Genomic DNA, 25,238 nt, shown 5'->3' on the forward strand with positions numbered 1-25,238 from the left:
GGGCGCCAAGTCTGCGCGCGTAGAACGGTGGGTGGCCGTCCACCACGCGACAGATTTTTGAACGGTACATGACTAGTCGGCCGCCGAACAGGAACCGGGCCGAACCCGATCCGGGGCGGGCGGCACCGGATCGGGACTGGCTCGGCCGCCAGGGGGCACTAGATAACCGCAGGGAACCGACATAGAGGGGCGGAGATGGAGATCTCAGGCATCATCAGTGCCATAGTCATCGGCATCATCATCGGTGTGCTGGGACGGCTCGTCGTCCCGGGCCGCCAGCGCATCGGCATTCTGCTGACGATCGTCGTCGGCATCGTGGCGGCATTGATCGGCTCGGCGCTCGCCGCCGCCTTCGACGTCGCCGACACCAAGGGCGTCGACTGGATCGAGTGGCTCATCCAGATCGGGCTCGCGGCGCTGGGCGTCGCGGCGCTGGACCGGTCGAGGGCACGCCGCTGACCGGCGAGGCCCTTGCGAGTACAGGAGCCGTGTGCCGTGGTGCGCGCTCAATTCCGTTGCGGAGCGCGCACCCGCAGGGCTAGTTTCTGCGGGCTTCGCACCGCACGCCCGACATCACGGAGAGATCTTGCCGCCACGCGTCACACCGCTGACCGACCCCGAGACCACACCCTCCAGCCGGCGCCTCGCATGGCTGGCGTCCGGCACCGACGGCGCTCCCGTCGGCTCGGCCTTCCTCCGGCTGTTCACCAAGGAGGGACAGCACCACCTCGCCGAGCTGGAGATCGCCGTGCACTCCGCCGAGCGGCGGCAGGGAGTGGGCGGCCAACTGCTGGACGCGGCCGTCTCGGCGGCGCGTGAGGAAGGGCGGCGCTCGCTCGTCGCCCAGGCCGAGACCGGCTCGCCCGGCGACCTGTTCCTGGCGGCGCGCGGATTCCGCCGGGTGCTCGCGCTGACGTACGCGCGGCTCCCGCTGGCGGACACGGACGTCGCGGGCATCACCGAGATCGCCGAACGTCCGCACTCCGGCTACGCGTTGACCCACTGGGAAGGCGTCGTGCCGTCCGGCCTCGCGCTGTCGTTCGCCCACTCGCGGCGGGCCATGGACGACATGCCGATGGACGACACCGACTACGGAACCGTGGTGTGGGACGTGGACCGGGTCGTGTCGGCGGCCGAGGCGATCGCCAAGCGCGGCGAGTCACTGCACACGGTGGCGGTGCTCGACCGCTCGGACGGGTCGGTCGTCGGCTTCTCCGAACTCGTCGTGCCCGGCGACGGCCGCGGCGATGCCCAGCACTACGGCACGGGTGTGCTCCCCGAGCACCGGGGCCACGGCCTCGGGCTCTGGATGAAGGCCGAGTCGATCCGCCTGGCCCGTCGGCACCACCCCGAACTCGGCGGACTGCTCACCGACACCGCCGACAGCAACGCGCCCATGCGCCGCATCAACGACGCACTCGGCTATCTGCCCACGCACAGCGCGGTGGAGTACCAGCTCGACCTCTGATCCGGTCGCGCCATTCACGGCGCGCCCGGCGGCGGGGTGCCCGATCCGTGGCGCCCCGCCCGGCCCTCGCCGGAGGGGCGCCCCACGGCCTGCGCCGGTCCGGCGGCCTACGCGGCCAGGTCCTCCAGCGCGGCAAGGCCCTCCTGGCTGGACGGGTAGGCCGGAGTCCAGCCCAGTTCGCGTTCCGCCTTCGCGGACGAGACCCGCATCGACGTCCCGGTCATCGTGTGCGCGTACGACATCGGCGTCATCACCCACCGCGGCACGGCCATCGGCGTGGGCAGGCCGAACCGAGCGGCGACGGCGCGGACATGGGCGGCGAAGCCCAGCGGGGTGCGGTCGGTGATGTTGTAGGCCTCGCCGGGGCGCCCGCGCTCGACGGCCGCGACGACCGCGCTCGCCGCGTCCACCAGGTCGATCCACGGCAGGACGCGGCCCCGGTCGTCGGCGACGGGCAGCTGCCGCTTGCGGAGCATGGGCACGGTGGCGTCGGTGGCGCCGGGGCCGTAGAAGAGGCCGAAGCGCAGCGCGATGCCGTCCAGTCCCTCGGCCTCGAACATGAGTCGTTCCTTGGTCCGCATCCCCGCGATGTGCCGTTCCAGCTGCGCGGTGGCGCCGGGCGGCCCGAAGGGGACGTCCTCGGTGACGACCTGGTCGCCGTGGTCGCCGTATCCGTACCCGAAGACCATCGACTCGGCGACGATGCGCCGGGCGCCGGTCGCGCGCGCGGCCTCGACGAGATGCACGGTGCCTTCCGTGCGCAGCGCGTTGGTCGCGTACATGTCCCGGTGGCGCAGGGGTGCCTTGCGCAGGGCGGTCGCGGCGTGGACCACCGTGTCGAAGTGCCGTCCGTCGACGGCCCGCAGCAGCGCGTCGCGGTCCATCAGGTCGGCGCGGACGCCGTTGCCGGCGCCCCGGCCGAGACTCGTGACGTGGTGGCCCGCCTCGGTCAGGGCGCTGGAGATGTGCCGGCCGAGAACGCCGCTCGCGCCGGCCAGGAGGATGCTCTGGTTCGTCGTCATACCCGTGCGACGGTCGGCGGGGGCCGGAATGTGACATCGCTCGGGGCGGCTCCCCCGCATGGGGCCGGGCGTCACCCTCCGGGCACGGAGCGTCCGTGCCCGGAGCGCCTCAGGGCGCGTACACGTACGGGGTCGTGGTGGTCAGCGGCTGGAGGCCCAGCCGGGCGAGGACGGGGCGGCTCTGACCGGAGGCATCGACCTGGACGTAGCGGTAGCCGCGGTCGGCCGCCACCCGGGCGCGGTGGGCGACGAGTGCCCGGTAGATGCCCCGGCCGCGCCAGGCCTCGACGGTGCCGCCGCCCCACAGTCCGGCGAACCGGGTTCCGGGCAGCAGCTCCATGCGGGCCGCGCTGACCGGCACGTCGCCGGCGAGCGCCACGACGGCGACGACCGTGTCCGCGTCGCCGGTGAGCTGGGCGAGCAGTTGGTGGCGCAGCCGTGTGCCGTCCGTACCGAAGGCCTGTTCGTGGACCTCGGCCACGAGGTCCACGCCCGCCCGGTCGGTGACGGGCAGCAGGCGTACGCCCTCCGGCGGTTCGGCGTCCAGCGCCAGGTCGCCCAGTTCGGCGACCATCACGGTCTCCTCGGGTTCCGCGGTGAAGCCCGCGGCGCGCAGCCGGGACCCGAGGTCCTCCGGCTTGTCGTGCCCGTACAGCTTCCACTCGAACTCCCGCCGCAGTCCGGTGAAGTGGCGGATCTGGTCGGCGATCGCCGCGTCGGCCGTCGTCTCGTCCAGGTCCGACCAGACCACTCCGTTCCAGCCGTGTTCGGCGCCGGTCTGGCGCACCACCTTGCCGGCGCGCTCGACCCGCGCGCCCGGCGCGTCGGGCCGCGCCCCTTCCCGCATGTCCCGGTCGAACAGGGCCAGTACCGCAGCGTGATCCATGGGCTCACTCCAGCACCCGGGAGCCGCCCGGGGCAACGGGGATTTCACCTTGTGGGCGGCGGCCGTGCCCGGCCCGAGGGCACGTACGCGCCCGGGCGGGGCCGTGAGACCCCGCCCGGGCGCGCTCCCCCGCCCCTCCGGTCAGCCGGTGACGGTCAGTTCCTGCCGGGTGGCGCTCGTGGCCGGGGGCTGGACGCGGCGCAGCCCGGTCAGGCTGACGAACACCAGGGAGAACAGGCCCGCGGCGGCGAAGGCGGTGAAGCCCGCGGTGGTCGAGCCGGTCGCGAGCAACTGGCCGCCGAGCCAGGGGCCGAAGACGGCGCCGAAGCGGCCCATGCCGGAGGTCCAGCCGACCGCGGTGGCGCGGTTGTCGTCGCTGGAGCGGGCGGCCACCGTGGCGTAGATCATGGCCTGGGCGCTGAAGAGGAACAGGCCGGTCAGGAAGACCACGGTGTAGGTGAGGGGCAGCGGCATGCGGACGCTGAGGGTGTAGACGCCGACGGCGGTGGCGCCGAACCAGATCGCGGCGATGCGCGGTCCGCCGAACCGGTCGGTGAGCCGGCCGCCGACGAGCATGCCGACGATGCCGCCGAGGTTGATGACGATGACGAACCCGATCGAGGAGCCGAGGTTGTAGCCGTTGGCCTTCATCAGCGAGGGCAGCCACTGGGAGACGCCGTACACCAGGAGGAGGCCGCCGAAGGAGGCCAGCCAGAAGAGCAGGGTCTGGATCCACAGACCGCCGCGGAACAGGGCGGCGACCGCGCCGAAGCGGTCGGCGGCGGCCGGGCGTTCGCCGTCCCGGGCGGTGGGCTCGACGCCGTAGCGGTCGGCGAGTGCCAGGGCTTCCGCGTCACGGCCCTTGGCCTGGAGGAAGGCCATCGACTCGGGCAGGTACTTGGCGGCCAGCGGCACGCCGATGAAGAGCGGGATCACGCAGATCCAGAAGGAGACCCGCCAGTCGCCGGTCCACAGGGCCACGAATCCGGCGACGATGCCGCCGGCCTGGTGGGCGGTCATCAGGGAGCCGACGATCAGCGCGCCCCGGCCGCGCGGGGCGTACTCGGACACCAGCGTGATCGCGCTCGGCAGCAGGCCGCCGAGGCCGAGGCCGGCGAGGAACCGGCCGAGGCTGAAGACGCCGAGGCTGCCGGCCGCGGCGCAGACGGCGGAGGCCAGGGAGAAGACGGCGGTGGACGCGATGATCGTCTTCTTGCGGCCGACCCAGTCGCTGACGGTGCCGGAGGACAGGGCACCGATCAGCATGCCGAAGGTGGCGTAGGAGCCGACGTCGCCGGCCTTGCCGGGGTCGATGCCGAGCGCCTTGGTCTCCAGCATGTGCGGGAGGACCGAGCCGTAGATGAACATGTCCAGGCCGTCGAAGAGGACGACCAGCCAGCAGAGGCCGACGACCAGCACGGCCAGTCTGCTGCCGCCGCGAGCGGGCAGGGCGAGGGAGGAGGACATCGTTGTTTCCTCTCGTCCAGGAGGTGTGGGCCCTGGAAGGGGGATCGGTGAGGCGGGTCGACGCGGCTCGTGCGGCTGACCCGATGGTGCGCCAGACGCTAAGGACCGCACCCGGAAAGTGTCAACGCTTTTGTCAACAATCCAGAAAACGATTCGGCCACCGCGCGACCCTGTCACGGGCGACTGAGAAACAGCTGAAGAGCCAGGTCACGACGTGAGCGGGCAGCACGAAGCAGCGTGCCGCCCGCTCACGGACCCGGCCGGAACGAGGCACGGAACGGGCCGTCCGACGGCCCGTCGCCCATGAGGGAACCCGCGGCGGGCGCCCGGCCCGCCGCTCAAGCGGTCAGTCGACGGGCGGGGTTCCGTGGGTGTGGAAGGACTCGATGGTCCTCAGACCCCAGGCCTGCCCCTTCTTCCGCTCGTCCTCGGTCCACGTGATGAGAGGCCAGTCGGGAGCCAGCACCAGACGGGTCAGCGGGTTGCACAGCTCGATCCGGTTGCCGCCCGGCTCGTACACGTACAGGAAGAAGGTCTGCTGGATGGCGTGCTTGTGCGGGCCCGTCTCGATGAACACGCCGGTGTCGATCGCCAGGTCGGCGGCGCGCAGGATGTCCTCGCGGGTGTCGGTGGCGAACGCGATGTGGTGCAGGCGCCCGTTCGAGCCGGTCCAGTCCTCGGTGTAGACGACGTCGTACGACTTGTTGCTGAACGTCAGCCACTGGGCGGCGATCCGCCCGCTGTCGAGCCGGATCTGCTCGGTGGGGCGGGCGCCGAGGACGTCGCGGACGAAGTCTCCGTTGGACGCGACGTCGGCGGCCAGGTAGTTGACGTGGTCGAGGCGCCGTACGCCCACCCCGTGGCCCGGTTTGGCCTGCGGCTGGTTCTTCAGGGCCGGCTTCAGCTCGTCCGGCGCGCGGTACCACTCGCTCTCCCAGTACAGGGCGAGTTCGTGGCCGTCCGGATCGGTGGTCACGTACAGCGGGCCGATGCCCGGCTCGTCCTCCACCCAGCGGCCCGGACGACCGCTGTTCTCGATCTCCTTGACCCGCCGGTGCAGGGCTTCCTCACCGGACGCCCGCAGGGCGGTGCGGCGCAGGCCGGGGGTCGTGTGCGCGGTGAGGGTCAGGCTGTGGTGCTCGTAGTCGTCCCAGGTCCGCAGGTGGACGGAGTCTCCGGAGCGGCCGTTCTCGGTCAGGCCGAGGTAGTCGGTGAAGAAGCGGACACTGGCGTCCAGGTCAGGGGTGAGCAGTTCGACGTGCCCGAGGTGGGCGATGTCTCCGAGGGGCGGCGCCATGCGGGCCTCCTTAAGGGTGTTGTGCGGCTCCGGACGGCCGGGGGAAGACCGTGCCGTCGAAGATCTTGCGTGCGGTGCGGACGACGGCGGTGCGGCGGGCCACCGGTACGGCGCCGTCACGGCCGTACTCGATGCCGGATTCGAGGTCGAGGAACCCGGTGGGGTGTTCGATGCGCAGCCGGTCCCCCGTCGCGGGCAGCCGCGCCACGTGCTGCCCGACACCGCCCGCCACGCGCAGCCCCGCGGCGACGCTCGCGGCGCCGAGGACACCGATGGAGGTGTGGCAGCGCACCGGGATGAACGTGCGGGTCATGACCGCGCCCCCGTGCCGGGGCGCGGCCAGCAGGGTCAGTTTCGGCACGGTGGCGGCCTCGACGTCGCCGAGGCCCATCAGCTTGCCCGCCGCCAGGCGGATCTCCCGGAGCCGGTCGGCGAGCGCGAGGTCCTCCTCCAGGTCCTTGGGTGTCTCGTGGCCGCTGACACCGACGGCCGAGGCGGCGATCAGTACGGTCGGCATGCCGTTGTCCACACAGGTCACGGGTGTGCCGGCGACGATGTCGCGGGCGTGGCCGGTGGGCAGCAGCGGACCGCCGCCCCCGGGGAACTCGATCACCACCGGAGCGGCCGTACCCGGCACCCCGGAGATCTCTGCGGTCCCGGAGTAGTCGACGCGTCCGTCCTCGGTGGGAAAGGTCGCGACCGCCAGTTCCCCGCTGTTGACCATGCGGATGCGTACGCGGGTGCGGCCCTCCCCCGGCGCGACCAGTCCTCGTTCGACGGCGAACGGTCCCACCCCGGCGAGGATGTTTCCGCAGTTCTGACGGTCGCTCACCTCCGCCCGGTCCACGGCGACCTGGAGGAAGAGGTAGTCGACGTCGGCCGCGGGGTCCGCCGAGGCACGGACCACGGCGACCTTGCTGGTGAGCGGGTGCGCGCCGCCCAGGCCGTCGATCTGCCGCGGGTCGGGACTGCCCATGACCCGCAGCAGCAGGTCGTCGCGGGCGGCGGTGTCGGCGGGCAGGTCCTCGGCCAGGAAATAGGCGCCCTTGGAGGTGCCGCCGCGCAGGAGCATGCAGCGCACCGCCTCGGGCGCGGTCATGGCCGGGCTCCGCCCCGCCCGGGCGTCGCACCCCGGACGTGGTCCTCGTAGGGCACGTAGGACACGCCCAGCCGTACGAGGGTCTCGCGCAGGCCGTAGCGGTCCAGGCCGAGCCGGCCCTCGGCGAAGGCGGCACGTGCGGCGGCCTCCTTGTTCTCGCGGGCCTCCGACGCCTCGGCGGCACGGCGGGCGTCCTCGCGGGGCACGCACACCACCCCGTCGTCGTCGGCGAGGATCACGTCGCCGGCCCGGACGATCTGGCCGCCGATCGCCACCGGCACGTTGACCGAGCCGCCCGTCGCCTTCACCGTGCCCTGCGGACTGACCGCCGCGGACCAGACCGGGAAGCCCATCTCGCGCAGTTCGGCGGTGTCCCGGACACCGGCGTTGATGACGAGGCCGCGCACGCCGCGCCGCCGGAGCGCGGTGGCGAACAGTTCACCGAACATGCCGTCGGTCGAGGGCGAGGTGGTGGTGACCACCAGGACGTCGCCCTCGCCGCACTGCTCGACAGCCGCGTGGATCATGAGGTTGTCGCCGGGCCACGAGAGGACGGTGACCGCGGTGCCGGCGACCCGCGTGCCCTGCTGGATCGGGCGCAGGTGGGTGCCGAGCAGGCCGGTGCGGCCCATCGCCTCGTGCACGGTGGCGACACCGAACGCGGCGAGCGCCTCGACCTCCTCGGCGTCCGCCTTCGGCGGGTCGGTGACGATCACGCCGCTCATGCCAGCTCCTTCGCGATCTGCGGGTAGGGACGCATGTACGCCTCGGCCATCGTCCTGTGGGCGAGGCCCAGGTTGGGGCCGGCGTTGCGCTTGAGCTGGACGCCGCGGCGGACGGCGAGGTCGGTGTAGTAGTCCCACAGGTGCTGCTGGGCGCCGAGGCACTCCATGGCCTTGCGCTTGGTGTCCCACACCTCGGTGATGTCCAGGAGGACTTCGGGCCGGAAGCCGCTCATCTCGGGCTGGTGCGGTTCGAAGAAGAAGACCGGCGGTGCTCCGATGATCTCGCCGGGGCCGGGGTAGCCGATGGCCTGGGCGAGGACGCGGGCCTCCAGGGCCATGCGGTGGGCGGCCGGGTGGTCGCCGTTGTACGGGTCCTCGGCCGGGTGCGTGAGGACGACGTCGGGCTGCGTGTCGCGATAGACGGCCACCAGCAGGTCGGTCAGCTCGGCGGTGGGGGTCAGCGGGTAGTCGCCGGCGTCGAAGAAGCGGACCTCGGCGCCGAGCGTGGCGGCGGCCCGTTCGGCCTCCGCCCGGCGTATCGCCTTGATCTCCTCCAGCTTCTTGCCCTCGCGCCAGGCCTTGGCGGACTCGCCGCGCTCACCGAAGGTCAGGCAGGCGACGGTGACCTTCTCCCCTCGCGAGGCGGCCAGGGCGATGGCTCCCCCGGCACGCCACACGAAGTCCCCGGCGTGCGCGGTGACGACCAGCGTCGATCGTGGCGGGGTCTCCCCCTGCTCCGGCGGAGCCGGAGGCGCGGGCGAGGCAGGCGCTGTGCCGTGCGTCATTGCAGAAATCTCCTTGGTGGACAGGTGCGCGCCCACCTCGGACCGTCCGCCGCACCGCGCGTCGGCCGCGCGCTGCGTCAGTCGCGCAGCGCGTCGATCACGCTGCCGAGGTGGACGCGGACGGCCGCTTCGGCCGCCTGCGGGTCCCTGGCCGAGATCGCCTCGATCATGGCCAGGTGTTCACTCAGGGACTGCTGGGCACGCCCCGGCCGCAGAGCCAACTGGAAGCGGTGCCGCACCAGTTGGGCGTTGAGCCGCTCCAGGAGGCCCACGGCCGTCTGCTGGCCGGAGAACTCCCTGATGCGGGCGTGCACTTCATGATTGAGCTCGGAATAGGTCACCGGCTCGCCGTCGGCGACGGCCTTGGTCATCGCCGCGCCCAAGTCGGCCAGCTCGGCCAGCTGTTCATCGCTGGCCTCGACGGCGGCCTTGGCCGCGCAGAGCCCCTCGAGCGCCATGCGGCACTCGGTGATGGCCACCGCTTCCTCGACCGTCACGACCCGGACCCGGGACCCGCGGTTGCGGATCCGCTCGACCAGTCCCTCCGACTCCAGCTCGATCAGCGCCGCCCGGACGCTGGCCCGGGTGACACCGAACTGCTCGGCGAGTTCGTTCTCCACCAGCCGCTGGGCCGGTGCCATCTCTCCGCGCAGAATCGCCTGCCGCAGCTGCACCAGTGCATGCTGCTTGGCCTGCTCGCCGGTGCCTGGACGGGCTTCCTTCTGCATTGCGCCCTCCCTGAGTGAGTGCCTGTCGAACGTAAATCTAGACCAACAAGATTGTCAACAATTTTGTTTCGCATCTTGCCGACCGTCTTGTCGGCGCAGCGGCGGGGCGCCTTGTCGACGAGGGCCGTGTACGCCGAAGACGCCCGGCTCCGGCGGACCGGGCGGGCGTCTCGGGGTGGAACGCTTCGGGCGTGCCCCCGCTGTTCGGCTCGGATGCGGGTCGGCTCCGCCGGCTCTGCACGAGGGCGGGGCCGACCCGGCTGCCGCGCGGGAACACTCGGCCCCGGCACGGGTCGGCTCAGGTACGAGCCCGTTCGGCTCGGGTGGCGGCGGTCACGGGCGGCGTGATGCCGAACCGCTCGGCGCTCAGGGTGAGTTCGCGCCACACCTTCCGCGCGACGGGCACCCCTTCGTCGGCCCGGCGCACGGCGGCCGAGGCGCTGCGCTCGCCGGGATAGAAGACACCCTCGGCACCGTCCGCCGGCGGCAGGCTCTTGAGCGTGCCCAGAGTGGTGCCGACGGCCGCGGCGAAGGCGTCCGCGTCGCCGAAGGCCGCCGGGTCGATCGCGATGAGCAGGGCGTTCTGACGGTGCTTTCGGCCGTCGGGGTCGTCCGAGTGGAAGCCGGCGAAGATCGGCGCCCCGACGAGCACGCTGGTGAGCAGCTCGAAGGCGAGCGACATGCCCGACCCCTTGGCACCGCCCAGCGGCAGGGGCATGACCGCCTTCTCCGGGTCCGTGGTGGGCGTGCCGTCCTCGGTGGCGGCGGCCCCCTCGGGCAACGGGGTGCCGTTCGCCCTGGCCTCGCGGATCCGGCCCAGGGCGACGGTGGCGGTGGCCATGTCGAGGAGCAGGGGTGCGTGGGCCGACGCGGCGTCGGTGGGGACGGCGACGGCGAGCGGGCTGGTGGCCACGGCGGCGCCCCTGACGCCGGTGTAGCCCATGTTGGGCATCCCGGCGACGAAGGCGATGCCGACCAGGCCCTGTTCGGCGATCTTCGCGACGTAATGGCCGACGGCGCCGGTGTGGACGGTGCGGCGCACTCCCACGGCGGCGATCCCGCCCGCCCTGGCACGGTTCACGGCCTCCTGGGCGGCCAGGGTGAGGGCGACCGGGCCGGGCGCACGGTCGGCGTCCACGACCGCCGCGGCCGGGGTGGCGGACTCGACCCTGAGCTCGGGCCTCGGGTTGGCCACGCCCTTGGCGAGCAGGTCGAGATAGGCGGGCACACGTCCGATGCCGTGCGAGTCGATGCCGCGCAGGGCGGCCCAGACGAACGCGTGGGCGGTGGTGCGGGCGTGCTCGGCGCTGAGCCCGCCCTTCTCCAGAAGGGCGGCCGCGAAGGTGCGCAGGTCCTCGGCGGGGACGAGGACCTTGCCCGGTGCGGGCGGTGTCGGGGTGTCGGACATGGTGGCGGGTGCCTCCTGGTCAGCGGGTGACGAGCACGTCGACGACGGCCGTGGTGCCGTCCGCCACGGCCTTGAGGGCGCGCTCCAGGGCGGGGGCGAGCGCGTCCGGCGTGTCGACGGTCTCGGTGTGCATGCCGAACGGTTCGGCGAACCGGGCGAGCCGGGGCAGCCGGCGCAGATCCGTGCCGAGCCACTCTCCGGTGTCGGCCGCCGCGCCGTCGGGGTAGAAGCGGCGGTGGTTGAGGTTCATCGACTTGTAGACACGGTTGTTGAAGATGACGACCAGCACCGGCAGGTCGTGGGCACGGGCGGCGTCGTACGACGGGACGACCGGGTTGTACGCGAACGCGCCGTCGCCGATGGTGAGCACCACGGGCCGGTTCCCGGCGGCGAGCTTGACGCCGAGGGCGACCGCGATGCCCTGGCCGAGCCCGCCCTGCACATAGAAGTAGGAGTCCGGGTCGGCCGTCCGGACATGCCGCCTGACGACGCGGCTGTGGGTGATGGTCTCGTCCACGACGATCGCGTCCCGGCCGTCGAGGAGGGTGTGCAGCGTGGCGGCGACGAGCACCGGGTCGATGCCCTCGGACCGCGCCGCCGACGCCTCCGCGGTGGCGATCGCCGCGCACTCGGAAGCATGTCGCTCCACCTGCGCCGCGCGCCGCGCGGTGACGGCGGCCCGGACCGCCGCGTCGGCCCGCACCGCCTCGCCCCGCTTGGCGAGCTGGCGCAGGGTGTTGGTGACGTCACCCTCCAAGTAGCGGTCGGCGAACAGCACTTGATAGGCGATGTGCGGGCGCTGCGGCACCTCGTCGATGACCACGACCCGCGCCCTGGCGGGGCGTCGGCTCGGCGGATAGAACGGGGCCCGGCAGTTGACGAGGAGGATGAGGTCCGCGTCGTCCATCCACGGGCCGATGTCGCCGCCCGCGTGCAGCGGATGGGTGCGCGGGAAGTTGCCGCACACCGCGGAGTCGGGCTCGACGACCGGGATGCCCCAGGCCTCGGCGAAGGCGAGGAGGGCCTCGAAGCCGCCCGCCTCCCGGCCGGCCGTCTCCGTGACGATCACGGGATTGTCCGCCTCGCGGATCATCCGGGCGACCGCGTCGGCCTCTTCGGGTGAGCTGTGCGTGGAGCCCGGCGGCACGATCGGCTTGGCCTCGCGGCCGTCCCACTCCTCCAGGAGGATCTCCAGCGGGACATTGAGGTACGCCGGCCCGGCGGGGGCCCGCCAGGACAGTTCGGCCGCCCGCGTGACCATCGTGGGCAGGGTGTGCACGTCGGCGGCCTCGTTGGACCACTTGGTGAACGGGCGCGCGATGGCGTGCGGGCCGCCCACGACCGACAGGTTGCGGTACCACTGGCCGCCGGGGTCCGGGCCGGGCCCGTCGCCGTAGCTGGTCGACTCGGAGGAGGCGACCACCATGGGCACACCGGCCAGCAGCGCCCCGTGGACCGCCATCGAGCCCTGGAGCAGGCCCGGAGCCGCGTGCAGGAGCACACCCTGCGGGCGGCGGGTGATCAGTCCGTATCCGGTGGCCATGCCGACGGCCACGGTCTCGTGGGTGAGGTCGAGGTACCGGGGGGCCGGTTCGCCGTCGCGGTGCCGCCGGGCCAACGACTCCCAGACCGGGGCCCATTCGGAGCCCGACGAGCAGAAGAGGTAGTCGGCGCCGGCGGCGTTGAAGGCGGAGACGAGGGCGTCGCCGCCGTCGGCACCCACCGGATTCCTGGTGTCCGTCATCTCGGTACGTCCTCAGCCCTCGATCGGCCAGTCGAGGACCTCGCTGATACCCCGGCCCATGATCCATTCGAGCTCGTCGGGCGTGAAGTCCCAGTGCTTGGTGAACTGCTCGATGGTGTCGGTGTACGTGATGCCGTGGCCCAGCAGGCGGGTGATGTCGGTGCCGTAGAAGCAGCGCTGCGGGCCCATCCTGTCCACCATCTCGCGCACGTACTTCTCGATGTTCTTGTTCGGGAAGGGCTGCGTCGAATAGCCGGGCAGGGCCGAGACCTTGACGTAGATGTTCGGGTGGACGTGCAGGTCGGCGGTCTCCTGGACCCAGTAGCCGATCGCGTCGTCCACGCAGCGGGCCATGATCCCCATGTGATCGATGATGATCTTCAGGGCGGGGTGCTTCCCGGCGATCTGCCCGAGCTCACGCTTCCAGATCGGGGCGTGGACCATGGTCGGGACGCCGAGCTCCTCGGCGACGGGCCAGTACCAGTCGTTGGTGCCGTCGATCATCCAGTTGCGGTCCTGCGGCCGGTGGAAGGTGAGCCGGGTGCCCTTGACGTGCGGGTTCTGCGCGAAATCCGTCAGCAGGGCGGTGCCCTCGACCGGGTGGTCCTGCGGGACTCGGGCCATGATGCCGAAGCGGTCCGGGTGGGCCTCGCAGGCCTCCAGGGCGTAGTCGATCCGGTTGCCCTCCCACGACGGCGGCAGGATCAGCGCCCGGTTGACGCCGGCCTCGTCCATCAGCTCCAGGGCCTCCTCGTAGGAGAAGGGCTCCTCCCGGTGGCCGTTGAGCCGGATGCGCTCACGCGCGCCGGGGACCCAGGGGCGGTCCGGGGTCTCTTCCTTCCAGATGTGGATCTGGGTGTCGACGACGAACATGTCGGTGACCGTCTCTCTTCGATGGGGGTGGTGGGGTGGTGCGCGGGGAACGCTAGGCGGCCGCGGAGCTCTTGCGGAGCGCTGGGGGCGCAAGCAGTTGTTGCGCGGAAATGCCCTGTACGCAGGGCATGTTCAGGTTGCGCGGGTGTCGCCGAGGACCGTGTCGGCGATGTGCTCCGCGATCGCCATGGACGAGGTCGCGGCGGGCGAGGGCGCGTTGCGGACGGCCGTGACCCCGCCGGCCTGATGGATCACGAAGTCGTCGACCAGCGCGCCGTCCCTGCCGAGTGCCTGGGCGCGGACACCGGCTCCGCCGCGCACCACGTCGGACGCGTCGATGCCGGGCACGTACGCCTTGGCGGCCTTCATGTAGGCCCGCATCGACAAGGAGCCGCGCATCTCGCCGATGCCGGTGCGCCAGTGCTGCCGGGCCAGCCGCCACAGGCCGGGGAAGGCCGCCATGCGCCTCAGTTCGCGCGGATCGACGTCCCCGAGGCGGTATCCCTCCCGGGCGAAGGCGAGGACCGCGTTGGGGCCGACCTCCACGGCGCCGTCGACGCGGCGCGTGAAGTGCACCCCCAGGAAGGGGTAACGCGGGTCGGGCACGGGGTAGATGAGGCCGCGGACCATGTGCGCCTTCTCGGCGGAGACCGACATGTACTCGCCGCGGAAGGGGACGATGCGCGGTTCGTCGCCGTCGTCGGCCAGTGCGGCGACGCTGTCGCTGTGCAGTCCCGCGCACAGGACGAGGCGGTCCACGCGCAGGGTCTCGGGTCCGGAGGCCACTTCGATGCCGCCGCCGGTGAGCCGGGTGACGCGGGTGACCGGGAAGCCCAGCCGCACCTCCCCGCCGGACGCCTCGACGTCCTCGGCGAAGGACCGGGCGACGGCGGTGTAGTCGGTGATGGCGGTGCGCGGCGAGTGCAGGCCCGCACGGCCCTCGGCGTACGGCTCGATGTCGCGGATCTCGTGTGCGCCGACCCGTCGCAGCCCTGGCACCTCGTTGCGCAGCGCGTTGGCGTACAGGGCCTCCATGCGCGGGACTTCGGCTTCGGTGACCGCGACGACGAGTTTGCCGCACTCGTCGTACGGCAGGTGCCGGTCGCGGCAGTACTCGCGCAGCATCGCCATGCCCCGTGTGCACAGCCGGGCCTTGAGGCTGCCGGGTGTGTAGTAGATCCCGGCGTGCACCACGCCCGAGTTGTGACCGGTCTGGTGGACGGCGACCCGCTGCTCCTTGTCCAGCGCCACGACCCGGGTGCCGGGGCGGCGCAGGGCGAGCTCGCGGGCCGTGGCCAGGCCCACGATGCCGGCGCCGACGACGCCGATCGTCTCGTCAGCCATCGGCTACCTCCTCTTCTCTTGCCGGGGTCCTGCGAAGTCCCCGTTTCCAGCCGTGCGTTGTTCTGTGCGGGCCCTGTCGCCGCCGGGCCGTGCGACGTCCCCTGGCCGAGCCCCCGGCCGGGGCCGCCCGCCGTCAGGCACCGAAGTGCACGGCGACGGTCTTGACGCGGGTGTAGAAGCGCAGGGCCTCCTCGCCCTGCTCCTTGAAGGGCGACCCGGAGTCGCGGAAGCCGCCGAAGGGGTGGTGGACGTCCCAGCCCGAGGTGGTGGTGTTCACGGCGATCTGGCCGCACTCGGCCTCCTCGGCGAAGCGGTGGGCGGCACCCAGGTCGCGGGTGAACACCGCCGCGGCGAGGCCGAAGTCGGAGTCGTTGACCACCCGCACCGCCTCCTCGAAGGAGTCGACGGCGCGCAGGGCGAGAACCGGTCCGAACACCTCCTCGTGCCAGATGTCCACGTCGTCGCTCACGTCACCGAGCACGGTGGGGTCGACGTAGCAGCCGTGGCCCAGCGCCTCGTCCGCCGGACGGTCGCCGCCCGCGAGGACCTTCGCGCCCTGCTCGACGGCGCGTTCGACGGCGCGGAGCACGCCGTCGCGCTGTCGGGCGCTCACCAGCGGTCCCATGGTGGTGCCCTCGGCGAGGCCCGGCCCGATGCGCAGCGCGGCCGTCTCGGCGAGCAGGAGCCGGGTGAACTCCTCGTACACGGGCCGCTCCACGACGACCCTGCTGGTCGCGGTGCAGCGCTGTCCGGCCTGGGCGAAGCCCGCGGCGGCGACGGCCCTGGCGGCGGCGGTGAGGTCCGCGTCGGCGAGGACGACCGTGGCGTTCTTGCCGCCCAGTTCGCCCTGGAAGCGGACGTTACGGCCGGCGAGCCGGGCCCGCAGGTCCTCGCCGACCTCGTTGCTGCCGGTGAAGGTGAACGCGACCAGGCGCGGGTCGGACAGGAGCGCCTCGGAGATCTGCGCGCCGCGGCCGGTGACGACGTTCAGGACACCGGGCGGCAGGCCCGCGTCGTGCAGGGCGCGGGCGAGGTGCAGGGCGGCCTGAGGAGTGTCGGTGGCCGGCTTGAGGAGCGCGGCGTTGCCCGCCGCGAGGCAGGGCGCGAGCTTGCGGGCCGGGGTGATCAGCGGGTCGTTCCACGGGGTGACGGCGAGGACGATCCCGAGGGGTTCGCGCTGGTGGCTGGTACGGGTGTCCGGACGTGCGTCGTGCACGAGCGTGCCGTATCCCTGGCGGGCGACGCCCGCGTAGTACTCCAGGAAGTCCGCGGCCTTGACCGTCTCCCCCGTCGCCTCCGCCCGGGTCTTGCCCATCTCGCCCGCCAGGTCCTCGGCGATCCGCGCCACGCGTTCGCGCAGCAGCCGGGCGGCGTCGGTCATGATGCGGGCCCGCTCGAACGGGCTGGTGCGCCGCCAGGTCGTGAAGCCCCGCTCGGCGTGGTCGTAGGCCCGGGTGACGTCGGCGGCGCTCAGCGCGGGCACGCGGGCGACGGGGGCGCGCAGATCGGCCGGGTCGTGGACGTCGATCCACTCACCGGTCGTCACCCACTCCCCACCGGAGAGGGTTTCCAGGGTTCGCATGGAGATCACTTCCTTCGTCCGCCGCGGCGCCGGTCCGCGGTCTGCACAGGGCCGGGAGATGCGACGACACACCATGTCGGGGTGGGTCACCAGCCCTGTGGGGGCAGTCATTGCTTGCGCCGCGCGCGGGCCGCGGGGCGGTCGATCCGTGCTGGAATCGGCGGGCCGGACGGCCTCTCGGCCGCGCCGCGGTGTCCCGCGGACGGCCCGCGAAGGCCCTTCGTCCGGAGCCGTGAGGAGACATCGGGACAGCGGGTGCCGGGAGAGCGGCCGTCGCTGTCGGAGCCGTGAGGAGAAGACGGATGGCGTACGCGGTCATCGCCCACTACCGCTGCGAGCCCGCCGACGAGGCGGTGGTGCGTGCCGCGCTGCTGACGATGCGCGAGCACACCCGGAAGGAACCGGGGAACCTCGTGTACGAGGTGCACGCGGAGGCCGGGCGGGCGGGGAGCTTCGTGCTGTACGAGCAGTACACCGACCGGGCCGGTTTCGACGCCCACAGAGCGGCGGAGCACTTCTGCGAGCTGGTCGTGGGACGGGTGTTCCCGCTGCTGACGGAGCGCACGGTGGCCTTCGCCGAGGTGCTCTGAGGGTCCGCCGGGAAGCGCGGTCGCGCTTCCCGGCCCCCGCGGCCCGGGGTTCAGAACTCGTTGCCCCAGCAGTAGCGGGCGAGCGTCTCCACCAGCACCAGCTTGCGGCGCTGGTCCTCGACGGTCAGCAGCGGGCGCGTCGCCGTGGCGGCGAAGCCCCGGGACGGCGCGACGGCCATGTCCTCGATGTCCTTCAGCCCGGCGGCGGCGTCGATGCGGGACATCACCGTGTCGACGTCCTCCAGGTCGGGCACCGTCGCGTCGACGACGCCCAGGCACACGTCCCGGTCCTCGGGCAACGCCCTGACGAGGTCGAGTTCGGCGTCGGTTCCCTGGTCGTACGGCAGGACCCAGCGGTCCACCGGTACGCCGTCGTACAGACGCCGCAGCCTCGCCGTATCGACCTCGGCGGGTGCCCGCCAGCCGGGGCAGAGACCGATCCGTACGCCCTCGGGACGCTCCGCAGCCCGTACCGCCGACGCCTCCACCGCGAGGGTGTCCTCGTAGGAGAGGGCCCCCGGGGCGGCCGGGTCCGTGGACACGTGGCCGAGGAGCAAGGGGTTGTCGAGCTGGATCAACCGCACCCCACGGGAGACCAGCAGCTCGATCTCCGCGTGGATGATCTCCGCGAGGGCCTCGCCGAGTACGCGGGCCGAGGCGGGGCCGCCGGACGTCGCGAGCCCGGGGTCGAAGGTGGTCGCGGCGAGGTAGGCCGGGGACGGCAGGCAGGCCTTGGGCGCGATGGCGGTGAGTTCGGCGAGGCGTCCGGCCCGGTCGGCGAGGAGCGGTCCGTCGGCCTCGGGCAGGGAATGCGCCACCCATCGCGGCAGCCCGTCGGGGGTCTCCTCCCCGGTGCGTCGGAACCCGCGGACGCCGTCGAGGACGGCGCTGCGGAAGTCCTCCCTGGGGAAGTCCCCGTCGGTGACGACGGTGCAGCGCAGCCGGCGCTGGTCGGCCACCGCCGCCGCGACCGCCTCGGCCTCCGCCTTCTCCAGGGCCGCGGGGTCGTCCGCGGCCCGCGCTGCCAGCAGGGCGGCGGGCCGGACCAGGCTGCCGTGGTGGTCGATGCGGTAGTTGAAGGTGTCCGCCATCGCTCAGGCCTCCTTCTCCGTGTTGCCGGCCGGGTTGCCCGCCACGCCCCAGGCGGCGAACTCCAGTTCGTAGCCGAGGGATGCGAGGACGTCGTCGGCGACCTGCTGGTCCTCGTCCGCCGTTCCGCCGGCTATGCCGAGGCCGCCGATGATCTCGCCGTCCTTCTTGATCGTGACGCTGCCCTCGGTGGCGAGGATGGGCAGGGCCGCTCCGGGCAGTTGGGAGAGCTGGGAGAAGAAGACCGGCTGGCTCTCCTGCCACTTCTTCAGCATCCGGCCGGGGCGCTGCATGACGGCCGCGGTGTAGGCCTTGGCCCGGGCGATGTCGGGGGTGAGGGGCCGCGCGCCGTCCGACCGGCGGACGCTGACGACGAATCCGCCCGCGTCGACCACGGCGACGCTCACGGCCTTCCCGAGCGCGTGGGCGTGCCGGAGGGCGGCGTCGACGATCTCCTCGGCCGCGTCGAGGGTGAGGCTGTTCATGCTGGTTCCTTCGGTCCGGTGAGGGTGCGGCGCAGGTGGGCCACGGCGCGGTTGTACGGGCCGGGCGCCTCCCAGTACATGGAGTGCGGGGCGCCCGGGACGATCTCCAGGAGTGAGCCGGGCAGCAGTTCGTGGGCGCGGGTCACGGTCTTCACGCTGAGCACGGCGTCCTTCTCGCCGAGCAGGAAGGCCACCCGCAGGCCCGAGTCCCGGATGTCGTCCAGGCTGGGGCCGTCGGTGTCGAGGTTGCGCAGGTCGGCCATCCGCGCGACGTTGAAGGTGCCCATCTGCTGGAAGAGGAAGGTGCGGTCGGCGTGCTCCCGCTGGAAGCGGCGGGTGAGCAGGCGGTCGATGACGGGGAGTCCGACGGCCTCGGCCCGGTCGGCGGCGGCCAGTTCTCTCAGCTCGGGGTGGCTGATGCCGCCGAGGGAGTGTCCGAGGACGACGGATCCGACCCGGTCGGGGCGGAGCAGTCCGGCGCGGAGGGCCGCCACCGAGCCGATGGACTGCCCGACCACCATGACGTCGGTGAGGTTTTCGGCGTCCAGCACGGCGACGACGTCACCGGGGAAGTCCTGTCCGTCGAACTCGGGCATCGACGAGTCGGACTTGCCGAAGCCGCGCAGGTCCATGGTGACGACGGTGAACTCGTCGCGCAGCGCTGCCACTTGCTGCCACCAGGCGGCATGGTTGCCGCCGCTGCCGTGCACGAACAGGATCGCCGGGCCGCTGCCGTGGCGCTCGTAGTAGAGGGAGGTGCCGTCGGAATCGGCGAGGGGCATGGGAGTGAGCTCCTAGCGGTACTGGGGGTTGAACTCCGGGCGGTGCGCGCTCAGTCGGGGCGCCGGCCGTGGAAGACGAGCTCGATCATGGTGTGGTCGGGGTCGTGGATGTAGCAGAACTTGGACTGGTTCTCGGGGCGTTCGATCGGCCGGGTGTGCCGGATGCCGAGCTCGGCGAGGTGGGCGAGGAACTCGTCCCAGTCGTCGACCTCGACGGCGAAGTGGTAGGGCGCCATGCGCTCCATCTCCTCGACCGGGGTGAAGTGCAGGTCGAAGTTGCCGCGGGTCATCAGCACCACACGCGTGTTGGACTTGGGCATGATGCGCTTCATCCCGAAGACCTTCGTGTACCAGGCGGCGGTGCGGTCGGGGTCGGTGGTCGGGAAGTTGACGTGGTGGATGTAGCGGGGTTCCTTGCTCATGACTGCTGACGCCTTTCCGTGGTCTCTCCTCGGACGGTGTTGGACAGGACGCCGATGCCGCTGATCTCGATGTCGACGGTGTCCCCCGGTTCGATCTGGCAGGTGGCCTCGGCGCCCATCCACAGCACGTCGCCGGGGTGCATGGTGATGTGCCGGGTGATCTCGACGATGTAGTCGAAGGGGTCGAAGACCATGTCGCCGGTGGGGAACGCGGCGCGGACCTCGCCGTTGACGCGGAGCGTGGTGGTCTGGGCCAGGGCGTCGACGTCGGTCTCGATCCAGGGGCCCATCGGCTTGAAGGTGTCGCTGTTCTTGCTGCGCCAGAACGTGCGGTCCTCGTGCTGCCAGGCGCGGGCGCTGACGTCGTTGCCGATCGTCCAACCGAACACGGCGGAGCGTGCCTCCTCCCGGGTGGCGTGCCGCAGGGTGCGGCCGATGACGGCGACGAGTTCCGGCTCGGCCTCGAAGCGTCCCCGTACGCCGGCCGGTCTGACGATGGCTGCGCGATGTCCGGTGAGCGCGTTGTTGGCCCGGTAGCCCACTTCGGGGCGGGTGGGCTGAACGGCCCGTGCGTGGGCGATGTGACGCCGGTAGTTCATGCCGACGGCGTAGAACACGGGCGGGACGACGACCGGCAGCCAGGTCGCCGTGGTGAGCGGCACGGTGCCGATGACGGTCGGGCCGGCTTCGGGGTACGAAGGACGCCGCGCGGCCTCCAGGGGGGACTCCGCGAGGAGTTCGACGTCCTCCTCCCCCACACGGCCCCACACCGCTCGCCCGCCGACCGAGACGCGGGTGTACCTCATGGCTCCTCAGCCCGCCAGCAGGTGCGAGACCCGCTTGGTGATGAGGTAGGCGTCCAGGGCCTCGGGCCCGCCCTCCCTGCCGTAGCCGCTCTCCTTGACGCCCCCGGAGGGTGCCTCGCTGACGGAGCCGCCGCAGTGGTTGAGGGAGAGGATCCCGGCCTCCAGTTCGCGCACCAGGCGCTCGGCGGTGGCCGCCGATTCTGTGAAGCCGTACGCGGCGAGTCCGTACGGCAGCCGGTTCGCGGTGCGCAGCGCGTCGTCGAGGTCGGTGAAGGGGAGGACGGGGGCGAGCGGGCCGAACGGCTCCTCGTGCAGGAGGCCGGCGTCCGCCGGGACGTCGGTCAGGACGGTCGGCGCGAAGAAGTAGCCGGGCCGGTCCAGGCGTGCGCCGCCCGTGCGCACGGTGGCGCCCCGTCCCACCGCGTCGGCGGTCAGACGCTCCATCGCGCGGAGCCGGCGCTCGTTGGCGAGCGGTCCCATGGTGGTGCCCTCGACGAGGCCGTCGCCGACGACCACGGCCTCGGCGGCCTTCACGAACTCGGCGGTGAAGTCCTCGACCAGGCTGTCGTGGACCAGGAAGCGGCTCGGCGAGGTGCACACCTGTCCCGCGTTGGCGAACTTGGCCTGTGCGGCACGGCGGGCGGCCACCGCCGGGTCGGCGTCCGCGCAGACGAGCACGGGGGCGTGGCCTCCCAGTTCCATCAGGGACGGCTTCATGACCTCGCCCGCCCTGGCGGCGAGCAGTTTGCCGACGGGCACCGATCCGGTGAAGGCGACGAGCCGGGTGACGGGTGAGGCGATCAAGTGGGCGGACACCTCCGCCGGTTCACCGAACACGAGGTTGAGCACACCGGCCGGGAGTCCGGCGTCGGCGAAGCAGCGCACCAGGGCGCCCGCGGTCGCGGGGGTCTCCTCGGACGCCTTGATGACGAGGGAGCATCCGGCGGAGAGTGCGGAGGAGATCTTCCGCATGGGGCCGCCCGCGGGGAAGTTCCACGGGACGAAGGCGGCGACGGGGCCGACGGGTTCGCGCCGTACGGACAGCAGGGTGCCGGGGGCGGAGGGGATGATGCGGCCGTAGGCGCGCCGCGCGTCCTCGGCGTGCCAGCGCAGGGTGTCGGCGACGCGGCGGGCCTCCCCGGTCGCCTCCGCGAGGGGTTTGCCCTGTTCCAGGGTCATGACGCGGCCGATGTCGGCGCTGCGTTCGGTGAGCAGGTCGGCGGCGGCGTGCAGGACGGCGGTGCGCCGGGCGACGGGCGTGTCGCGCCAGACGCGGAAGCCCTCGGCCGCGGCTTCGAGGGCGCGGTCCAGGTCGGAGGCGGTGGCGAGCGGTACGTCTCCGACGACCTCTTCGGTGGCGGGGTTCACGATCGGGGCGGTACGTCCGGTGCCGCCCTGGCACCACTCGCCCGCTATGTACATGCGGACGGCGGGGTAGCCGTGGTCGGTGGTCATGAGTGGGTGCCCTCTCAGGCTGGCTGTCGGGTCAGGAGGCGGGGGTGTCCTGCTGGTCGCGGTGGGTGCGCAGCGCCCAGATGTGGTGCGGCGGTGCGGTCGCGTGCACGCGGGTCTCGTAGGAGTCGTCGACCCGGTCCATGTCGGCGGCGTACTCCACCCGGCCGCCGCAGGGTGCGTGCAGGAAGCGGAAGACGTTGGAGCCGACGGTGTGGCGGCCGAGCCGGCGGGCCTCGCGCCAGCCCTGGTCGATCATGTGGTTGCCGCCTTCGACGACGTCGTCGAAGCCGGGGACCTCGTAGGCGACGTGGTTGACGCCGGCCCGGTCGGGGCGGTGGCACAGCAGCATGGTGTGCTGGTCGTCGTCGCCGGGTGCCTGCATGAAGACGCCCATGGGCTCGACCACGTCGGTGGGCCGGAAGCCGAGGCGGTCCGTGTAGAAGGCGACGGCGTCCTCCCGGCCCTCCTTGCGGATGTTGAGGGCGACGTGGCACATGCGCAGGGGCCGCACGCGGGCGATCGGGGCCAGGGCGGTGTTCCAGCGGTGCACGCGGCCCAGCGTGTTGACGGGCCGTGGGGTGACGTCCACCGTCCGGGGGCGGGCCAGGGTCAGGCCGGTCCCGAACCCGGACTCGTCCACCGTGTGGAACACACCGGCGGCGTCCTCCCGTACCGCCCGGTCGCGGCCTCCCGCCGCGACCAGCCGTTCGAGTTCACGCGGAGTGTCCACGCCCCACACCACTTCGCGCAGGGTGGGGCCGGCCTCCACCGGCGGGGGCAGCAGCGGGCCGGGCACGGTGTCGAGCCGGAGGGTCTGGCCGGTGAGCGTCTCGAAGACCGCGTGCTCGTTGGTCCGTTCGGCCAAGCGGAGTCCGAAGTCGTCGAAGAAGCGGACGCATTCGGCGAGTTCTTCGATTCCGTAGGTGACCGATTCGATTCTCTGGATTCCCATGGGTCCTCGTTTCGCGGGTCGCCCGGTGAGCGTAGTTTTCGGATCTCGAGAGCCTCAATGCTCCGGGCTCGACGGAATGTGCAATCGTTTCTTGCGACTACGGCCGGATCGCCGGGATGGGATTCTGCGAGAACCACTCGGTGAGGAAGTCCAGGAATACGCTGATCTTGCGCGGGGTGTCCTGCCCGGGTCCGTAGATCGCGTAGAGCGGACGCTCGGGCACCGCCAGTTCTGGCAGCAGCACCTGGAGGGCGCCGGAGACGAGGTCGTCGTACGCGGGGCGCTGCGGCAGCAGGCCGACGCCGCGCCCGTGCACGGCAGCTTTCTGCAGCGCGATGTAGGAGTTGGACGAGAACGCGATGGTGCGGATCTTGTGCAGGGTGGACGCGTGGCCGTGGCCGATGCGCCAGACGGGGTCGTTGACGTGCACGAGGCAGTCGTGGTGGGCGAGGCCGTTCGGTTCGGTGAGCGGCCCCTTGCGGGCGAGGTAGTCCTTGGACGCGCACAGGACGAACGGCAGCGAGGCGATCTTCTTGAGACGGACGCTGGAGTCCCTGAGGTCCCGGGTGTGGAAGGCCACGTCGAATCCGCTGTCCAGGAAGTCGTACGTCCGGTCGGACATGCCGCCGAGTTCGAAGCGGACCTGAATTTTCGGATGGGCCGCGGAAAAGGCCGCTATGGCGTCGCCGAGGTCGAGGCTTCCTATCCATTTGGGGCAGATGATGCTGAGCGTTCCTTCGGCGCGGTCGTGGAGTTGCGCGATTCCGGCGTCCTCGGCCTCTATCTCCTCCAGGATGCGGGCCGCGAACGCGGCGTACCGCTGCCCCGGTTCGGTGAGACTCACGGAGCGTGCCGTGCGGTTGACCAGGCGGACGCCCACCTGCCGTTCCAGCTCGGCGACATGACGCGAGACCAGGGAGCCGGAGGAGCCCAGCCTCTTGGCCGCGCCGCTGAAGCTGCCGATCTGCGCGACGGTGACGAAGCTGTGCATGAGGAGCAAGCGGTCCATGTTTCCTCCGGTGGCCCACGGTTGCCAGGGGTGGGCCCCGGCGGCGGTGCCGGTCGTTCGGGTGTACGGGTACGTCACCCGAAGCGCGGCCTGGCGGCGGTCCGGGGGCAGGTCACGAGGGGCCGGAATGTCCCCATAGCGGCCCTATCAGGACATGCCGGCGACGCGGGTGGACGGGCGGCTGAGGACGCTGTGAGACAGGCACCGGCCCCCACGCGGGCGCTATGACGTGGGGCAGTACTCCGGGGCCTTGGTCAGGTTGTCCTTGGTGACCAAGAGAAGAGGAATGTTGGCAATCTTGTCAACCTTCTTGTTGCCCAGGAGTTCGATCGCGTTCTCGACCGCCGTCCGGCCGAGTGCCGCCGCCGAGTTGGCCACGGTGGCCGAGAAGCGGCCGTCCTTCACCGCGGCCAGCCCCTTGTCGGTGCCGTTGACGGTCACGATCTTCACGCCCTTCGCCCCGGCCGCGTCGAACGCCTTGCGGACGGCGAAGCCCATCTCCTCGTTGGCGACGAAGGCGTAGTCCAGGTCGGGATGGGCCTGGATCATGTTCTCGGCGACGTCCTGGGCCTTCACGGGGTTGAACATGCCGGGCTGGTTCGCGACCACCTCGGCCGTGGCCGGCAGTTCCTTGGTGAAGCCACCGACGAGCAGGTCGGACGCGGCGCCGGGCGCACCCGCGATCACGCCGACCTGCACGTGCTTGCCGCCGGCGTCCTTGCGGACCCAGTCGGCGTCCATGGCGCCGACCTTCTGGAGGTCGACGACGGCCGCGCCGAGGACGTCGTTCACGTCGTTGGTGACCACGGACGTCAGGTAGATGGGGACGTCGGAGGCCTTCGCCTTGGCTATGTCTCCCTTGAGCGAGTCGACGTTGACCGTCTGCACGATCAGCGCGCTCACATTGCGGGCGATCATGTCCTCGATGTTGGACAGCTCGGTCCCGGCGTTCTGGTGGGAGTTGGCCGTGTAGACCTTGGCGCCCTTCTTCTCGGCCGTCTCCTCGACGGACTTCTGCAGACACGTGTGGAACTCCGTGTCGGCGCCGTTGACGAACCCGAGGGTGATGTCGCCGGTGCCGGTGCCGGCGCCGCTTCCGTTGTCCTTGCCACAACCGCTGAGCACCAGGGTGGTGCCGGCGACGGCGGCGAACAGCGCTTGTCGGGAACGGGCGGAAAGTCTCATGGCGGAAGGCCTTTCAAGGGTCTTTGCGGTGACGG

General features: G+C 72.0%; 25 protein-coding genes. 3 read left to right on the plus strand and 22 right to left on the minus strand.

Annotation, left to right across the window (positions count from 1 at the left end):
• The first annotated feature begins 195 nt into the window (after positions 1 to 195).
• Both ACSYGO_RS05125 and ACSYGO_RS05130 read left to right on the plus strand, forming a co-directional pair.
• Positions 196 to 459, plus strand: a complete 264-nt coding sequence (locus ACSYGO_RS05125) for a GlsB/YeaQ/YmgE family stress response membrane protein (protein WP_359490424.1) — start codon at positions 196 to 198, stop codon at positions 457 to 459.
• A gap of 127 nt (positions 460 to 586) precedes the next feature.
• Entirely contained in the window at positions 587 to 1,468 is an 882-nt protein-coding gene (locus ACSYGO_RS05130; RefSeq protein ID WP_426678452.1) for a GNAT family N-acetyltransferase, read from the plus strand.
• Between the two features lie 107 nt (positions 1,469 to 1,575).
• Here ACSYGO_RS05130 and ACSYGO_RS05135 read toward each other — a convergent pair whose 3' ends face one another.
• The 13 genes from ACSYGO_RS05135 to ACSYGO_RS05195 all read right to left on the minus strand — a co-directional run bounded on the left by ACSYGO_RS05135 (position 1,576) and on the right by ACSYGO_RS05195 (position 16,428).
• Complete coding sequence (locus tag ACSYGO_RS05135; protein WP_460385881.1) at positions 1,576 to 2,490, minus strand: NAD-dependent epimerase/dehydratase family protein; 915 nt, start codon at positions 2,488 to 2,490, stop codon at positions 1,576 to 1,578.
• 109 nt (positions 2,491 to 2,599) lie between these two features.
• Positions 2,600 to 3,376, minus strand: a complete 777-nt coding sequence (locus tag ACSYGO_RS05140) for a GNAT family N-acetyltransferase (protein ID WP_426678450.1) — start codon at positions 3,374 to 3,376, stop codon at positions 2,600 to 2,602.
• A 141-nt stretch (positions 3,377 to 3,517) separates the two neighbouring features.
• Entirely contained in the window at positions 3,518 to 4,843 is a 1,326-nt protein-coding gene (locus ACSYGO_RS05145) for an MFS transporter (RefSeq protein WP_432186917.1), read from the minus strand.
• A 346-nt stretch (positions 4,844 to 5,189) separates the two neighbouring features.
• Positions 5,190 to 6,140, minus strand: a complete 951-nt coding sequence (locus ACSYGO_RS05150; protein ID WP_426678448.1) for a catechol 2,3-dioxygenase — start codon at positions 6,138 to 6,140, stop codon at positions 5,190 to 5,192.
• A gap of 10 nt (positions 6,141 to 6,150) precedes the next feature.
• Positions 6,151 to 7,239, minus strand: a complete 1,089-nt coding sequence (locus tag ACSYGO_RS05155; protein WP_432186918.1) for a 4-oxalomesaconate tautomerase — start codon at positions 7,237 to 7,239, stop codon at positions 6,151 to 6,153.
• Complete coding sequence (locus ACSYGO_RS05160) at positions 7,236 to 7,964, minus strand: 4-carboxy-4-hydroxy-2-oxoadipate aldolase/oxaloacetate decarboxylase (protein WP_460385882.1); 729 nt, start codon at positions 7,962 to 7,964, stop codon at positions 7,236 to 7,238. The genes ACSYGO_RS05155 and ACSYGO_RS05160 overlap by 4 nt, the downstream gene beginning before the upstream one ends.
• On the minus strand, positions 7,961 to 8,749 hold the full coding sequence (locus tag ACSYGO_RS05165; protein WP_426678445.1) for a PIG-L deacetylase family protein: 789 nt from the start codon (positions 8,747 to 8,749) through the stop codon (positions 7,961 to 7,963). The genes ACSYGO_RS05160 and ACSYGO_RS05165 overlap by 4 nt, the downstream gene beginning before the upstream one ends.
• A gap of 77 nt (positions 8,750 to 8,826) precedes the next feature.
• Positions 8,827 to 9,477 (minus strand): GntR family transcriptional regulator, encoded by a 651-nt coding sequence (locus tag ACSYGO_RS05170; RefSeq protein WP_426678444.1) that lies wholly within the window; start codon positions 9,475 to 9,477, stop codon positions 8,827 to 8,829.
• A 298-nt stretch (positions 9,478 to 9,775) separates the two neighbouring features.
• A complete protein-coding gene (locus ACSYGO_RS05175) occupies positions 9,776 to 10,885 on the minus strand; it encodes an Ldh family oxidoreductase (protein WP_460385883.1) in 1,110 nt (369 codons plus the stop codon).
• Positions 10,886 to 10,904: 19 nt separating this feature from the next.
• Complete coding sequence (locus ACSYGO_RS05180) at positions 10,905 to 12,629, minus strand: thiamine pyrophosphate-dependent enzyme (RefSeq protein WP_460385885.1); 1,725 nt, start codon at positions 12,627 to 12,629, stop codon at positions 10,905 to 10,907.
• A gap of 12 nt (positions 12,630 to 12,641) precedes the next feature.
• The gene (locus tag ACSYGO_RS05185; protein WP_460385886.1) at positions 12,642 to 13,502 is read right to left on the minus strand and encodes an amidohydrolase family protein; all 861 of its coding nucleotides are present in this window, start codon (positions 13,500 to 13,502) and stop codon (positions 12,642 to 12,644) included.
• Between the two features lie 132 nt (positions 13,503 to 13,634).
• The gene (gene lhgO / locus ACSYGO_RS05190) at positions 13,635 to 14,846 is read right to left on the minus strand and encodes an L-2-hydroxyglutarate oxidase (RefSeq protein WP_426678440.1); all 1,212 of its coding nucleotides are present in this window, start codon (positions 14,844 to 14,846) and stop codon (positions 13,635 to 13,637) included.
• 133 nt (positions 14,847 to 14,979) lie between these two features.
• On the minus strand, positions 14,980 to 16,428 hold the full coding sequence (locus ACSYGO_RS05195) for an aldehyde dehydrogenase family protein (protein ID WP_460385888.1): 1,449 nt from the start codon (positions 16,426 to 16,428) through the stop codon (positions 14,980 to 14,982).
• A gap of 302 nt (positions 16,429 to 16,730) precedes the next feature.
• Between ACSYGO_RS05195 and ACSYGO_RS05200 the strand changes: the two genes are divergently transcribed.
• Positions 16,731 to 17,018, plus strand: a complete 288-nt coding sequence (locus ACSYGO_RS05200) for a putative quinol monooxygenase (RefSeq protein ID WP_460385889.1) — start codon at positions 16,731 to 16,733, stop codon at positions 17,016 to 17,018.
• 50 nt (positions 17,019 to 17,068) lie between these two features.
• Here ACSYGO_RS05200 and ACSYGO_RS05205 read toward each other — a convergent pair whose 3' ends face one another.
• From ACSYGO_RS05205 to ACSYGO_RS05245, 9 genes are all read right to left on the minus strand, one after another.
• Positions 17,069 to 18,109: a methionine synthase II (cobalamin-independent)-like protein gene (locus ACSYGO_RS05205; RefSeq protein WP_460385890.1), complete on the minus strand. Its 1,041-nt coding sequence runs from the start codon at positions 18,107 to 18,109 to the stop codon at positions 17,069 to 17,071.
• A 3-nt stretch (positions 18,110 to 18,112) separates the two neighbouring features.
• Positions 18,113 to 18,592: a GlcG/HbpS family heme-binding protein gene (locus ACSYGO_RS05210; RefSeq protein ID WP_435220803.1), complete on the minus strand. Its 480-nt coding sequence runs from the start codon at positions 18,590 to 18,592 to the stop codon at positions 18,113 to 18,115.
• Complete coding sequence (locus ACSYGO_RS05215; RefSeq protein ID WP_426678435.1) at positions 18,589 to 19,374, minus strand: alpha/beta fold hydrolase; 786 nt, start codon at positions 19,372 to 19,374, stop codon at positions 18,589 to 18,591. The genes ACSYGO_RS05210 and ACSYGO_RS05215 overlap by 4 nt, the downstream gene beginning before the upstream one ends.
• Before the next feature lie 50 nt (positions 19,375 to 19,424).
• Entirely contained in the window at positions 19,425 to 19,796 is a 372-nt protein-coding gene (locus tag ACSYGO_RS05220; RefSeq protein ID WP_426678434.1) for a VOC family protein, read from the minus strand.
• Entirely contained in the window at positions 19,793 to 20,602 is an 810-nt protein-coding gene (locus tag ACSYGO_RS05225; RefSeq protein WP_460385891.1) for a fumarylacetoacetate hydrolase family protein, read from the minus strand. Before ACSYGO_RS05225 ends, ACSYGO_RS05220 begins: the two co-directional genes overlap by 4 nt.
• Before the next feature lie 6 nt (positions 20,603 to 20,608).
• Entirely contained in the window at positions 20,609 to 22,057 is a 1,449-nt protein-coding gene (locus ACSYGO_RS05230; protein ID WP_435220800.1) for an NAD-dependent succinate-semialdehyde dehydrogenase, read from the minus strand.
• Between the two features lie 31 nt (positions 22,058 to 22,088).
• A complete protein-coding gene (locus ACSYGO_RS05235; RefSeq protein ID WP_460385892.1) occupies positions 22,089 to 23,009 on the minus strand; it encodes a VOC family protein in 921 nt (306 codons plus the stop codon).
• A 97-nt stretch (positions 23,010 to 23,106) separates the two neighbouring features.
• Positions 23,107 to 24,018, minus strand: coding sequence for a LysR family transcriptional regulator (locus ACSYGO_RS05240; protein WP_426678430.1), 912 nt, complete (start codon positions 24,016 to 24,018; stop codon positions 23,107 to 23,109).
• Between the two features lie 222 nt (positions 24,019 to 24,240).
• Positions 24,241 to 25,203 (minus strand): sugar ABC transporter substrate-binding protein, encoded by a 963-nt coding sequence (locus ACSYGO_RS05245; protein WP_435220799.1) that lies wholly within the window; start codon positions 25,201 to 25,203, stop codon positions 24,241 to 24,243.
• Positions 25,204 to 25,238: the final 35 nt, after the last annotated feature.

Source organism: Streptomyces krungchingensis, from assembly GCF_054729265.1.